Here is a 13,703-nt window from a genome sequence, read left to right as displayed (position 1 = left end):
TCACGGCCTCCGCGGCTCGAAGGGGGCCCGGCCGTTGCCGCTCGGTGGTCGGGTGTCGTAGGGCGAGCGCTTGCGGTCGTGCGGCAGCGGCAGCCGGTGCACCAGGTCGGCGACGATCGCGTCGGTGGTACGCCGGGCGAGCTGGGCGTCGGCCGTGGGGATGATCCGGTGCGCCAGCACCGGCACGGCGAGCACCTGCAGGTCGTCGGGGAGGACGTAGTCACGCCCGTCGAGGGCGGCCACCGCGCGGGCGGTGCGCAGCAGTTGCAGGGTGCACCGGGGGGAGGCGCCCAGACGCAGGTCGGGTGACTCGCGGGTGGCGGTGACCAGGTCGACCGCGTACTGCTTGACCGCGTCGGCGACGTGCACCTGCCGAACGTGACCGATCAGCCGGCGCACGGTGTCGGCGTCGGAGACCGGCCGCAGCCCGGACAGCGGGTCGACGGCGCCGTGCCCGTCGAGCATGGCCAGCTCGGCGGTCGGGTCCGGGTATCCCATCGCGATGCGGGCGGTGAACCGGTCGCGCTGCGCCTCCGGCAGCGGGTAGGTGCCCTCCATCTCGATCGGGTTCTGGGTGGCGATCACCATGAACGGCGTCTGCAACTGGTAGGTCACCCCGTCGACGGTGACCTGCCGTTCCTCCATGCACTCCAGCAGCGCGGACTGGGTCTTCGGCGAGGCCCGGTTGATCTCGTCGCCGACGACCAGGTTCGCGAAGACGGCACCCGGACGGAACTCGAAGTCGTGGGTTTCCTGGTTGTAGACGCTGACTCCGGTGACGTCGCTGGGCAGCAGGTCGGGCGTGAACTGGATGCGGCGTACCGAGCAGTCGATCGACCGGGCCAGGGCCTTGGCCAGCTTGGTCTTGCCGACGCCGGGTACGTCCTCAATGAGCAGGTGACCCTCGGCGAGCAGGACGGCCAGCGCCAGCCGCACGGTCGCGGTCTTGCCCTCGATGACCTGTTCGATGTTGGTAACGATCGCGTCACTGGCGGCGCGGAACTCGTCGTACGGCAGCAGACCGCCAACGTCGTCCCAGGTCTGTTGAGTCACGGGCCTCCTCCTCGTCGCCGTCACGGCAGCTCTCTACAAGAGCATCTGGCCCCGTCGTTTCGTTCGCGACGTTGGGAGCCTCATGTGCCGCGGCAATCTCACTGGCCTCTCAGGCTAACCATGTTTGTCGTCAACGCCGACCGGTCGCAGGTGTTTGAGCCCTTACGCAGTGATTTGTCATTCACGCAGCGCATGTCGTCGGTTCTGCCGGGTAAGCGGGCCCGGATCCGGCTGCCCGGACCCGAGACAGGACGAGGTGGTCCTTGCCGCCCGGTCGCCTGGCACAGGGGTGGTGGGCGGCGGCGACATACCGCACGCGGTACACTGCCCGTCATGGCCGGAGTCTTCCTGCTTCTTACCGGGCCGTGCTGATGCGCTGAACGCGCGACAGCACGGCGGCCCCTCCTGCGTGAGGGGCTTTTTCGTGCCCGCTGCCGGCCCGCGACGGGCCGGTGTGCAGACCCGAGACCAGCCAGCACTCCGACAGACTCCGCCGAGCGACGCGAGGAGAAGGCCATGACCGAGGCAGACGTCCCACCGTTCCGGTACACCGCAGCGCTGGCCGACGAGATCGAACGCCGCTGGCAGGACCGGTGGGAGCGGGAGGGCGCCTTCCACGCGCCGAACCCGTCCGGTCCGCTGGCCGAACCGGCTCACCCGCGGTCCGGTGCGGAGAAGCTGTACGTGCTGGACATGTTCCCGTACCCGTCCGGGGCCGGGCTGCACGTCGGGCACCCGCTGGGCTACATCGGCACCGACTGCTTCGCCCGGTACCAGCGGATGGCCGGCCGCAACGTGCTGCACGCGATGGGTTTCGACGCGTTCGGGCTGCCCGCCGAGCAGTACGCGGTGCAGACCGGCACCCACCCGCGGACCACCACCGAGGCCAACATCCAGCGGTACAAGGAGCAGCTGCGCCGGCTGGGGCTGGCCCACGACCAGCGGCGGTCGGTGGCCACCATCGAGACCGACTTCTACCGCTGGACCCAGTGGATCTTCCTGCAGATCTTCAACTCCTGGTACGACCGCGACGCCGGTCGGGCCCGGCCGATCAGTGAGCTGATCGCCGAGTTCGCCGAGGGTGCGCGGCGCACCCCGGACGGCCGGCCGTGGGCGCAGCTGTCGGCCGCCGAGCGGCGCGCCGTCGTCGACGACCACCGCCTGGCGTACGTGTCGCAGGCGCCGGTGAACTGGTGCCCCGGGCTGGGCACGGTGCTGGCCAACGAGGAGGTCACCGCCGACGGCCGCTCCGAGCGGGGCAACTTCCCGGTCTTCAAGCGCAACCTGAAGCAGTGGATGATGCGGATCACCGCCTACGGCGACCGGCTGCTGTACGACCTGGACAAGCTGGACTGGCCCGAGCCGATCAAGCTGATGCAGCGCAACTGGATCGGCCGGTCGCAGGGCGCGCACATCGACTTCCCGACCCCGGTCGCCCCGATCCGGGTGTTCACGACCCGGCCCGACACCGTCTTCGGCACCACCTACATGGTGCTGGCCCCGGAGCACGAGCTGGTCGACACGCTGGTGCCGGCGGCCTGGCCGGAGGGCACCCGGGACGCGTGGACCGGCGGGCACGGCAGCCCGCGGGAGGCCGTCGAGGCGTACCGCAAGGCGGCGGCGGCCAAGACCGATGTGGAGCGGCAGGCCGAGACGAAGGAGAAGACCGGAGTCTTCACCGGCGCGTACGCCACCAACCCGGTCACCGGTGGGCAGATTCCGATCTTCATCGCCGACTACGTGCTGGCCGGCTACGGCACCGGCGCGATCATGGCGGTGCCCGCCCAGGACGAGCGGGACTGGGAGTTCGCCGAGGTTTTCGAGCTGCCGATCGTGCGTACCGTGCAGCCGCCGGAGGGCTTCGACGGCAAGGCGTACACCGGGGAGGGGCCGGCGATCAACAGCGCCGCGCCCGAGCGCGGCCTGGACCTGGACGGCCTGGGCGTGGCCGACGCCAAGGCCCGGATCATCGCCTGGCTGGAGGAGACCGGCAACGGCCAGGGCGCGGTGACCTACCGGCTGCGGGACTGGCTGTTCAGCCGGCAGCGCTACTGGGGCGAGCCGTTCCCGATCGTGTACGACGCCGACGGTGCCGCCATCGCCCTGCCGGAGGAGATGCTGCCGGTCGAGCTGCCCGAGGTGGACGACTTCTCCCCGCGCACCTTCGACCCGCAGGACGCGGCCAGCAACCCCGAGACGCCGCTGTCGCGCCGCCGGGACTGGGTCGAGGTCGAGCTGGACCTGGGTGACGGGCCGAAGCGCTACACCCGGGAGACCAACGTGATGCCGCAGTGGGCCGGCTCCTGCTGGTACGAGCTGCGCTACCTGGACCCGACGAACGGCGACCGGTTCGTCGACGCGGACAACGAGCGGTACTGGATGGGCCCGCGTGGCGAGGGTGACTGCGGCGGGGTCGACCTGTACGTGGGCGGCGCCGAACACGCCGTGCTGCACCTGCTGTATGCCCGGTTCTGGCACAAGGTGCTGTACGACCTGGGCCACGTGTCGAGCTTCGAGCCGTTCCGCAAGCTGTTCAACCAGGGCTACATCCAGGCGTACGCGTACACCGACGCCCGGGGCGCGTACGTGCCGGCGGAGGAGGTCGCCGAGCGTGACGGCGGCTTCTTCCTGGGCGACGTCCAGGTCAACCGCGAGTACGGCAAGATGGGCAAGTCCCTGAGGAACGTGGTCACCCCGGACGAGATGTGTGCCGCCTACGGCGCGGACACGTTCCGGGTGTACGAGATGTCGATGGGACCGCTGGAGGTGTCGCGCCCGTGGGAGACCCGGGCGGTGGTCGGCTCGTACCGGTTCCTGCAACGGGTCTGGCGGGCCGTCGTCGACGAGCGGACCGGCGAGTCCCGGGTGGTGGATGCCCCCGCCGACGAGGCGACCCGGCGGCTGCTGCACAAGGTCATCGACGGTGTCCGGGGCGACATGGAGCAGATCCGGTTCAACACCGCGATCGCCAAGCTGATCGAGCTGACCAACGGGGTGACCCGCCTGTCGGGTACCCCGCGCGAGGTGGCCGAGCCGCTGGTGCTGATGGTCGCGCCGTTCGCCCCGCACGTCGCCGAGGAGCTGTGGCAGCGGCTGGGCCACGACACCTCACTGACCTACGCCGACTTCCCGACCGCTGACCCGGCCCTGCTGGTCGCCGAGACGGTCACCTACCCGGTGCAGATCAACGGCAAGGTCCGCGCCCGCATCGAGGTCCCCGCCGACGCGAGCGAGACCGACGTACGGGCGGCGGCCCTGGCCGCCGTGGCCACCGTCCTGGCCGACAGGGAACCCCGCAAGGTCATCGTCATCCCCGCCCGCATGGTCTCCATCGTCCTGTAGCCCCACCCACCCCACCCCACCCCACCCCACCCCACCCTGCCCTGCCCCACCCCACCCCACCCTGCTCGCTCCGTCCGCGTTGATCATGAGGTTGGCGGCAGTTTGAAGATCGACTACTGCCGTCAACCTCATGATCAACGCTGGGTGGGTGGGTCAGGGGGTGGGTGCGGGGTCAGGGGGTGGGTGGTCAGGGGGTGCGGTGGGTCAGGGCTAGCGTGGTGATCAGGGCGGTCAGGGCGGCCCAGACGGTGTATGTGGTCCAGGCGCCGGAGACGGTGGCGGGGTGGATGTCGGTCAGCCACGGCGGGGTGCCGTTCGGATCTCTGAGCCGCTGCCATGCCGGGACCAGCATGGCGTGTCGGAGCAGCGCGCTCCAGCGTTCGTCCTCGTTGACGGCGGTGGGCAGCAGGAGCAGCACCGTCGCGGCGGTGACGATCGCGGGTGCGGTGTGCCGGATCAGCGCTGCGAGGGCCATGCCGACGAGCGCGCAGAGCGGCACCAGCAGGGCGGAGGCGGCGATGCCGCGTAGCGCGCCGGGGTCGCCCACGGACATGTTCGCGCCGACGTCGGCGAGGATCGCCTGCGACACCACGAACGCCGCCGTCGCGCCCAGCGCTCCCAGCAAGGTCAGCACGCCGGTCAGCACGGTCAACTTGGCGGCGGCCACCGCGTAACGCCGGGGGACGGCCGCGAACGTGGTGCGCATCAGGCCGGAGGCGTACTCGCCGCCGATCGCGACCGCGCCGACACCACTGGCCGCGAGGACGACGAACATCTGCGCCTCGGTGGGGAAGGCGTCCCAAAGCGGGGAGCGTACCGCCCGCCGCTCGGCCGACCAGTCCGGCCAGCCCGCATGGGTGGCCAGCGCGGCGTGGACGGCGAGGCCGACCATGGCGAGCAGGATCAGGGCGAAGGCGGCCCAGGTGGAGCGCAGAGACCAGAGCTTGATCCATTCGGCGGCGAGCAGATCGCGGTAGCGGGTCGGGATGGCGCGGGTGGCGGGTCGGGTCGCGGCGGTCATCGAGTCTCCCCGGCGGCGTACTCGACATCGGTGGCGGTGAGTGCCATGAAGGCTTCCTCCAGTGAGGCGGTGCGGGTGGTCAACTGGTGCAGCGGGATTCGCAGGCCGAGGGCCAGTTCGCCGATCTGTTCCGTGCCCACCCCGGTGACGGCGAGCGCACCACTCGCATCCGGCCGCACGTCCGCGCCGACGCCCACCAGCGCCGTGGTCAGGGCGGCCGGTTCGGGGGTACGCAGGACGACCTCGGCCCGGCCGGCGCGGGCGGCGAAGTCGTCCAGGGACTCGTCGGCGATCAACCGGCCCCGGCCCATGACGACGAGGTGGTCGGCGCAGTGCTCGACCTCGCCCATCAGGTGACTGGAGACGAAGACGGTACGGCCCTCGGCGGCGAGCCGTCGGAACAGCTTCCGTACCCAGCGCACGCCTTCCGGGTCGAGGCCGTTGAACGGCTCGTCGAACATCAACACGGGCGGGTCGCCCAGCAACGCGGCGGCGATACCGAGACGTTGCCGCATGCCGAGCGAGAATCGGCCGACCCGGCGGTTGGCGGCATCGTCGAGACCGACCAGTCCCAGGACCTCGTCGGCCCGCCGGGAACCGATGCCGTTGCCGCGGGCGAGGGCCGCCAGGTGCGCCCGCGCGCTGCGCCCGCCGTGCACGTCCCCGGCGTCGAGCAGCGCGCCGGCGTGCCGTAGCCCTCGGGCGAGGTCCCGGAACCGGACGCCAGCGACCGTGACGGTGCCGCCGGTCGGAGTGGTCAGCCCGAGAACCATGCGCAGGGTGGTGGACTTGCCGGCACCGTTCGGGCCGAGGAAGCCGGTCACCCGGCCGGGTCGGACGGTCAGGGTCAGACCGTCGACGGCGGTGATGCGGCCGTACCGCCGGGTCAGGCCATCAAGTTCGATCATGCCGTTCACGCTGCCGGGTGGCCGGTCACTGCCGCGTCGGCCCGCCGGCCGTACCGGGTGCCTGGACAGTGGCCTGCGGGCGTACGCCCCCGGGCCGATGCCGGTGCGGCGTGCCGCTGGATACGGTGTGCCGGTGGACGCCACCGCCCTGATCCGGCCGCGTGCCGCCGTGCCGGTGGTACGGGCGGTGCTGGTCTGGGCCGGGGTCGTCCTCCTGCCGGTGCTCTGGGTGATGGCGCCGGCCGTGGCGACCAGCGGCGGCGGTGTCGGCGTCATGGGCTGGTGGCTGCCGGTGCGCTATCTGGTGCCGGTGCTGATCGTGCTGCTGCCGGCAGGTCTGCTGCGTCACCGCCCGGTGACCGCGCTCGGCCTGATGCTCGCCGGAGCGACGCTGTGCGCCGCGAGCGTGCACGGCTGGGAGCCCGGGTATCTGGGCGATCTCTTCAACCTCCAGTTCCTCGCCGTCGACGCGGCGCTCGCCGTCGTCGCCGCGAACCGCTCCCGTCGGGTGTCGCTGCCGGCCGCCGGGGCGGTGCTGGTGACGCAGGTGCTCGCCGCCTTCGTGAACCTCGGAGTCGAGCCGGTGGACCAGGCGGTGCTGACCGTGCTGGCGGTCGCGACAGCCTGGATCGCCGGCAATTCGGTGCGGGCACGGCGGAGCCACGCGGCCGCGATGCGCGGGCACGCCGCCGCCGAGGCGGTCACCGCCGAGCGGCTGCGCATCGCCCGGGAACTGCACGACATGGTCGCGCACAGCATCGGTGTCATCGCCATCCAGGCCGGGGTCGGTGCACGGGTGATCGACACCCAGCCGGCGCAGGCCCGCGCCGCGCTGGCCACCATCGAGGCGGCCAGTCGGGACACCCTGGCCGGGCTGCGGCGTACCCTCGGCGCGCTGCGCCGCGGCGACGGGGATCCGGCACCGCTGGAGCCGGTGCCCGGGTTGGTGGGCCTGGAGCGGCTGATAGCCGCGACGGGTGATGCCGGAGTCCGGGTCGAGCTGTGCACGGCCGGCGACGGGCCGGTCCCGGCCGAGATCGACCTCACCGCGTTCCGCATCGTCCAGGAGGCGCTCACCAACGTGGTCCGGCACGCCGGGGTCGACGCGTGCCGGGTCGTCGTCGAGCGCGGCGAACACGCCGTCATGGTCGAGGTCGTGGACGACGGCCGGGGCGGACCGGTCGGCGTCGAGGGGCACGGCTTGATCGGCATGCGCGAGCGGGTCACGGACATCGGTGGCCGGTTCCGGGCCGGACCACGCGCCGAGGGTGGCTTCCGCGTGACAGCCTGGCTGCCGGTGTCGTCGGAGACCGCCGTCCCGGCCGGCGATCGTCCGGCCCACGGCGACCGTGCTGGCGCTCGTCCCGTTGACGACGGTCACGTCGGGGGCTGTCTGGGTGGTGCTGGTTCTGCCGGTGGTCGTCCGGTCGACGGCGGCGGCGCCGGTGGTCGTTCGGATCGTGGTGGCGGGGCCGAAGGCCGCCGGGACGAGGCGGTGGACGGGTGACCATCCGGGTGCTGCTCGTCGACGACCAGCCACTGGTGCGGGCCGGGCTGCGTGTGCTGATCGCCGACGTGCCGGACATGGCGGTGGTCGGCGAGGCTGGCACCGGCGCCGAGGCGGTGCGCCTGACTCGGGAGGTGCTGCCCGACGTGGTGCTGATGGACCTGCGGATGCCGGGGACCGACGGCATCCAGGCGACACGGACGATCACCGGCTCCGGCGGGCCTGCCCGGGTGTTGGTGCTCACCACCTTCGACGACGACGAGCACGTGCACGCCGCGCTGCGGGCCGGTGCGAGTGGCTTTCTGGTCAAGGACATGGCGTTGGAGGACATTCTCGGCGCGATCAGGGTGGTGGCGGCCGGGGACGCGTTGATCGCGCCGGGCGTCACCCGGCGACTGATCGCCGAGTTCACCCGCCGGCCGGCGGTCCCGTCGCCCCGGCCGTTGTCCGGGGTGACCGATCGGGAGCGCGAGGTGCTCACCCTCGTCGGTCGGGGCCTTTCCAACGCCGAGATCGCGGCCGAACTGGTGATCAGCGCGGCCACCGCCAAGGCGCACGTGGCCCGACTGTTCAGCAAGCTCGGCGCCCGCGACCGGGTTCACCTGGTCATCGCCGCGTACGAGGCCGGCCTGGTCACCCCACCCCGCTGACCCGCCCCGGCCCCCACCCCCGCCCCCGCCTTACCGGCGCCCGCATCTTCGGGGAAAGTGCTGCCTCGACCGCCTCGGACCCAGCACTTTCCCCGAAGATGCGCGGCCTGCGTGCGTGGGGTGCAGTGGGGTGCGCGGCCTGCGGGGTGCGTGGGGTGCCTGCGGGGGTGGTGGTCGGGGGGCGTGGGGAGTGGGGTCAGCGGCGGGGGCGGCGTTCGGCGCGCCACCATCGGGCGAACAGTACGGCGCTGGCGATGAAGCCCAGCGACGCCGGGGCGGCGGCGAACCAGTTGATCCCGCCGGGGCTGGTCACCGCGGCACCGACGGCGGCGTAGCCGAACGCGGTCGGCGCGGAGGCGATCACGCTGCCGACGAGGAACGGCAGCACCCGTGCGCCGGTGGTGCCGTAGCCGTAGCTGACCAGGCCGAAACCGGAGATCGGCAGCAGCCGTACGGTGACCACGCCGAGCACGCTCTGCCGGGTGAACCAGCGGTCGAGGCGGGCCAGTCGGCCTCGCACGCGTTCGGCGACGAACTCCCGGCCCAGCACCCGACCCACGGTGAAGCCGATCGCCGCCGCCAGCAGGGCGGCGCCGAGCGCGTACGCGGCACCTTCCAGGGCACCGAAGATCGCGCCCGCGGCCAGCGTGATGAACGTGCGGGGGACCAGCGCCACCAGCAGCAGCGCGCCGCCGAGCACCCCGGCCACCGGAGCGAGCCCGCCCATCCGGTCGGCGAGGTCCGGCAGTGCCGTCGGTTCCGGGTGCGGCACCAGCAGCAGGGTCACCCCGAAGGCGGTGAGCAGGAGCAGCAGCAGCGCGAACCGGCTGGCCGACGGCGTCGCGGCGACCAGCAGGCGGCGCAACCCGGCGGGCGGGGGGCCGAGCGGTGGTGTGTCGGGCTGCGGAGGGCCGGCTACGGGGTCGCCCGCCCGGCTCGCCCGCAGTAGTCGTCTCCGCAGCTTGCGGATCATGCCCGGGCGGTGGCCACCGCGGTCCGGCGTTCGGCCCGCAGCCGGTCGGCCCAGGTGTCGTCGAGCGGGGGTAGGTGCTGCGCGCCGGTCGCCCAGCGCAGCAGCAGGTCGGCCAGGGCCGGGTTGCGGGCCAGCGCCGGGCCGTGCGAGTACGTGCCCAGCAGCTTGCCCCGCCAGGCTCCCTCGGTGGCACCGTCGTTGCCGACCCCGGCGGTGACCCGGGCCAACGGTGAGACGCCGGGGCCCAGGTGGGTGCGCCCGCCGTGGTTCTCGAACCCGGTCAGCGGTGGCAGGCCGAGGCGGGCGTCGATGTCGCCGGCCAACTCGCCGACGGCCCGGCTGGGGCCCCGGTCCGAGGAGAGGTCGAGCAGTTCCAGGCCCTGGTACTGGGTGCCCTTGGCGAAGAACGAGGTGCCCAGCAACTGGTAGCCGGCGCAGACGCCGAAGACCACCGAACCCTGGGCCACCGCCCGGTGCAGGCCACCGTCGGCGAGCAGTCGTTGCGCGCCGAGTGCCTGCGGGCCGTCCTCCCCGCCCCCGATGAGGTAGATGTCGGCCGTGGTGGGCAACCGCTCGTCGGAGCGGACCTCCAGCACCTCGACCGGAAACCCGCGCTGCTGGGCCCGGCGGGCCAGGATCAGGGCGTTGCCCCGGTCGCCGTAGGTCGACAGCAGGTCCGGGTAGATCCAGACGATGCGCAGGGTTTCAGTTGACACGATCCAACTCCGCTCGGATGTCCTGGAACGCGGTGTAGTTCGCGATGACCTCCAACCGACCCGGCGGTACCGCCCGGACCGCCTCGTCGAAGGTGCGTACGTACTGGAAGGGCACGTCATTGACCTCCAGCCGTACGGCCAGGTCGTACGCCCGGTCGCCGGTGATGAGCACCAGGCGGCCGCGCAGTGGGGCGAAGTCGACGTCGAAGAGCCAGGAGGTGTCCAGCCCGTCGGGGTCCCGGGCGTTGATGGACAGCAGCGTCGGCGCCTCGTCGGCCATGTCGAACGCCTCCAGCCAACTGGCCGGGTTCTTGGCCAGCAGCAGCCGCACGGTGCGACCGTCCCGAACGACCTGGGCGTAGCGCCCGGCCACCGAGGTCACGTCGCCGAGGTGGGGGACCGCGTCGAAGGGACGTACGCCGAATTCGGCGGCGACCGCCAGCGCGGTCGCCGCGTTGCCGATGTTGACCTTGCCCGGAAGCTGGAGTTTGACCTTGTACCAGGCGCCGGTCGGGTCGACGACGCCCTCCTCGTCCACGGTCCACTGCGGCGCCGGCCGGCGTAGCGGGCAGCCGGTGCACCACCACTGCTCGCCGGAGCGCTGGATGGTGGAGCCGCACTCGGGGCAGACCCAGGAGTCGTCGTGCCAGCGCTGACCGGCGGAGAACCAGGTGACGTGCGGCGGGGTGATCCGCTGGTCGTGTGAGGCCGGCGGGGTGGCGGCCCAGACCACCATCGGGTCGTCGGCGTTGGCGACCACCCGGATGTCCGGGTGCCGGGCCAGCGCCGCGCGCCAGAGCTGCGCCATCATGGCGACCTCCTTGGCCCGGTCCAGCTGGTCACGGGAGAGGTTGAGCAGTGCCACCACGTGCGGGTCGGTCGCCTCGATCACCTGGGCGAGGTAGTGCTCGTCGACCTCCAGCACCGCGTACGGCGTGCTGCCGGCCTTGGCCAGCGCGGAGGTGTGCCCGGTCGGCATGTTGGCACCGAACGAGTTGGTGGCGACCCGGCCGAGTACCCCGACGGCCGCGGCGGCGAGCCGGGTGGTGGTGGTCTTGCCGTTGGTGCCGGAGATCAGCGCGATGGCCCGTCCGGCGGAGAGGTGGGCGAGCAGTTCGGGGTCGATCTTCAGGCCGAGCCAACCACCGATCACCGAGCCGTCGCCCCGGCCCGCCGCCCGCGACAACGCCGCGGCGGTCCGTGACATGGAGCTGGCCACCTTGGCCCGCAGGGGCATCTTCGCGTCCGTCACCCGAGCGAGGTTACCGGACCAGCGGACCCGCGAGATCGGCACCGACGGCGATCCGTTCGCTCGGCGCGGCCAGCGCCCGGTCGGGTGACCCTCGGCCGGACGGAGTCGATCAATGTCGGAAAGCGGACCCACCCGGGGGCGCCCGCTCGGCCCTCCACTCCGCTCCACCCCGCCTGACGTGCGCTTTTGTGGCGACGCGCGGCGCGCCACGCGGTCAAATCTGGTTGCGAGTGGAGGGAAGTGGAGTAGAGTGGGGCGCATTGGTGGGGCCGGGAGGGGCCCACCGGCCCGGGGGGTCGGCGGCGCGCGAACGCCGCTCAAAGGGCGAGGGGGTTGGGCCGATGTTTCTCGGCACCCACACTCCGCGCCTGGACGACAAAGGCCGGTTGATCCTTCCGGCGAAGTTCCGGGATGGGCTGGCGGGGGGTGTCGTGATCACCAAAGGGCAGGAGCGCTGCCTCTACGTCTTCCCGACGCCGGAGTTTCAGCGGATCGCGGAGCAGTTGCGCGCGCAGCCGATGACGCACAAGGCGGCCCGGGCCTACAGCCGTGTGTTCTTCGCCAGCGCGCACGACGAGGTGCCGGACAAGCAGGGTCGGGTGACCATCCCGCCGCACCTACGTACATATGCGGGGCTCGACCGGGACCTGGTGGTCATCGGTGCGAGCACCCGGGTGGAGATCTGGGACAAGGTCGCCTGGGAGACCTACCTCGCCGAAAGCGAAGACGACTTCGCCGACATCGAGGAAGGGGTGCTGCCCGGCGGTCTGTAGGCGTGGCGACGCCCGACGTACTGCGAGATCTCCAGCCGCTTTCGAGTTCCTGGCATCCCTTCCCCGGTGCCAGGCGCACGATCCGACCCTCCGGGCCCTGCGGCCCGATGGGCGGGCGGAGAGCGGATGGGGATCTGGCGGTACGACGGCACGGCGTCGTCCGACGAACAGGGCGCGGATTCACAACCGGTTCAACCAGTGGGGGTCGACATGGGGGAGCTACGCGGCACGCACGTGCCGGTGCTGCTCGAGCGGTGTCTCGAGCTGCTGGCCCCCGCGCTGGGCCGGGGTGGGCGCACCGTGCATGTCGACGCGACGCTGGGTCTTGCCGGCCACGCCGAGGCCGTGTTGCAGGCCCAGCCGGAGACGGTGCTGGTGGGCCTGGACCGGGACACCGAGGCGCTGGCCCACGCCAGGGTCCGGCTGGCCCGGTTCGCCGACCGCGTCCATCTGGAGCACGCCGTCTACGACGAACTGCCCGAGGTGCTCGACCGGCTGGGATATCCGTCCGTGGACGGGATCCTGTTCGATCTCGGTGTCTCCTCGCTGCAGCTCGACGCGCCCGACCGCGGGTTCGCGTACGCGCAGGACGCGCCGCTGGACATGCGGATGGACCAGACCCGGGGGGTGACCGCCGAGGAGGTGGTCAACACCTACCCGCACCCGGAGTTGGCCCGGGTGCTGCGGGTGTACGGCGAGGAAAAGTTCGCCGGGCGGATTGCCTCGGCGATCATCCGGGAGCGGGAACGTGGCCGGATCACCTCGTCGGCGCGGCTGGCCGAGCTGGTCCGGGAGTCGATTCCGGCACCAGCCCGACGAACCGGGGGGCACCCGGCAAAGAGAACGTTTCAGGCTTTACGGATCGAGGTAAACAGAGAACTGGCAGTGCTGGAGACAGCGCTGCCGGCCGCTCTGGACCGGCTCGCCGTCGGCGGTCGCCTGGTGGTCCTGTCCTACCACTCGCTGGAGGACCGGCTCACCAAGCAGGCGCTCGCCGATCGGGTCCGCAGCACGGGTCCGATCGACCTCCCGGTCGAACTGCCCGGGTCAGAACCGACGTTCCGGCTGCTCAGCCGGGGCGCGGAACTGCCTGGGGAGGCGGAGGTCACCGCGAACCCGCGGGCCGCTTCGGTGCGCCTGCGGGCCGCGGAGCGGATCGACCCGCAGGCACGGCAACGGGGGCGTACCGACCGCGAACGGTACCGCCGCCGGGTCAAGGCGATGCACCAACCGGGGACGGCGTCGACCACGGGATCCGGTCCGGATCCGCGGCGGGCGCCGGGGGACACCACGGACGAAGAGGGGGAGGGGACATGAACGTAGACAAGCGTCGGGACATCGCCGGCGCCGGGCAGCGCGCACCGCGGTCGGGGGGCCGGATCGCGGCGGAGCGGACCCGGGGCGCGGGCGAGGGTGCTCGGCGGGCGGACCGGTCGGCGGAGACTCGCGCCCGGGGGGCGCGCGAGTTCCCGACCCAGGGCAGCGCTGCGCTGCGTCCGGTGGAGCGG

At 72.3% G+C, this 13,703-nt stretch carries 11 protein-coding genes and 1 pseudogene; 6 read left to right on the top strand and 6 right to left on the bottom strand.

Features of this window, described 5'->3' with window-relative positions; all coding sequences use genetic code 11:
• Window positions 1-1,053 carry an AAA family ATPase gene (locus AC2CHE_RS14810; protein WP_093401166.1) on the bottom strand — a complete coding sequence of 351 codons (1,053 nt, stop codon included), beginning with the start codon at window positions 1,051-1,053 and terminating at the stop codon, window positions 1-3.
• A gap of 516 nt (window positions 1,054-1,569) precedes the next feature.
• On the opposite strand from AC2CHE_RS14810, the gene leuS reads away from it, so the two are divergent.
• Window positions 1,570-4,395 (top strand): leucine--tRNA ligase, encoded by a 2,826-nt coding sequence (gene leuS, locus AC2CHE_RS14805; protein WP_484505471.1) that lies wholly within the window; start codon window positions 1,570-1,572, stop codon window positions 4,393-4,395.
• 187 nt (window positions 4,396-4,582) lie between these two features.
• Here leuS and AC2CHE_RS14800 read toward each other — a convergent pair whose 3' ends face one another.
• Together AC2CHE_RS14800 and AC2CHE_RS14795 are read right to left on the bottom strand one after the other, a co-directional pair.
• Complete coding sequence (locus AC2CHE_RS14800) at window positions 4,583-5,416, bottom strand: hypothetical protein (protein WP_484505470.1); 834 nt, start codon at window positions 5,414-5,416, stop codon at window positions 4,583-4,585.
• On the bottom strand, window positions 5,413-6,324 hold the full coding sequence (locus AC2CHE_RS14795) for an ABC transporter ATP-binding protein (protein WP_484505469.1): 912 nt from the start codon (window positions 6,322-6,324) through the stop codon (window positions 5,413-5,415). The genes AC2CHE_RS14800 and AC2CHE_RS14795 overlap by 4 nt, the downstream gene beginning before the upstream one ends.
• Between AC2CHE_RS14795 and AC2CHE_RS14790 the strand changes: the two genes are divergently transcribed.
• A complete protein-coding gene (locus AC2CHE_RS14790; protein ID WP_484505468.1) occupies window positions 6,323-7,831 on the top strand; it encodes a sensor histidine kinase in 1,509 nt (502 codons plus the stop codon). The two genes, AC2CHE_RS14795 and AC2CHE_RS14790, sit on opposite strands and share 2 nt — an antisense overlap.
• Window positions 7,828-8,481 carry a response regulator gene (locus AC2CHE_RS14785; protein ID WP_484505467.1) on the top strand — a complete coding sequence of 218 codons (654 nt, stop codon included), beginning with the start codon at window positions 7,828-7,830 and terminating at the stop codon, window positions 8,479-8,481. Before AC2CHE_RS14790 ends, AC2CHE_RS14785 begins: the two co-directional genes overlap by 4 nt.
• A gap of 196 nt (window positions 8,482-8,677) precedes the next feature.
• Here AC2CHE_RS14785 and AC2CHE_RS14780 read toward each other — a convergent pair whose 3' ends face one another.
• From AC2CHE_RS14780 to AC2CHE_RS14770, 3 genes are read right to left on the bottom strand one after another with little or no spacing between them, the layout of a single operon-like run.
• Window positions 8,678-9,454 (bottom strand): TVP38/TMEM64 family protein, encoded by a 777-nt coding sequence (locus AC2CHE_RS14780; RefSeq protein WP_484505466.1) that lies wholly within the window; start codon window positions 9,452-9,454, stop codon window positions 8,678-8,680.
• Window positions 9,451-10,170 (bottom strand): type 1 glutamine amidotransferase, encoded by a 720-nt coding sequence (locus AC2CHE_RS14775; protein ID WP_164449191.1) that lies wholly within the window; start codon window positions 10,168-10,170, stop codon window positions 9,451-9,453. The genes AC2CHE_RS14780 and AC2CHE_RS14775 overlap by 4 nt, the downstream gene beginning before the upstream one ends.
• Window positions 10,160-11,407 carry a MurT ligase domain-containing protein gene (locus tag AC2CHE_RS14770; RefSeq protein WP_484505511.1) on the bottom strand — a complete coding sequence of 416 codons (1,248 nt, stop codon included), beginning with the start codon at window positions 11,405-11,407 and terminating at the stop codon, window positions 10,160-10,162. Before AC2CHE_RS14770 ends, AC2CHE_RS14775 begins: the two co-directional genes overlap by 11 nt.
• A 356-nt stretch (window positions 11,408-11,763) precedes the next feature.
• On the opposite strand from AC2CHE_RS14770, the gene mraZ reads away from it, so the two are divergent.
• The 3 genes and pseudogenes from mraZ to AC2CHE_RS14755 form a co-directional block, all read left to right on the top strand.
• A complete protein-coding gene (gene mraZ / locus AC2CHE_RS14765; protein ID WP_484505465.1) occupies window positions 11,764-12,195 on the top strand; it encodes a division/cell wall cluster transcriptional repressor MraZ in 432 nt (143 codons plus the stop codon).
• 210 nt (window positions 12,196-12,405) lie between these two features.
• On the top strand, window positions 12,406-13,512 hold the full coding sequence (rsmH, locus tag AC2CHE_RS14760; protein ID WP_484505510.1) for a 16S rRNA (cytosine(1402)-N(4))-methyltransferase RsmH: 1,107 nt from the start codon (window positions 12,406-12,408) through the stop codon (window positions 13,510-13,512).
• Window positions 13,509-13,703 (top strand): annotated as a pseudogene (locus AC2CHE_RS14755) (hypothetical protein); the annotation flags it as partial. The gene rsmH and the pseudogene AC2CHE_RS14755, both read left to right, overlap by 4 nt.

The sequence above is a fragment of the Micromonospora sp. ATLC16 genome, assembly GCF_057196645.1.
This window is presented reverse-complemented; position numbering and strand designations above follow the sequence as displayed.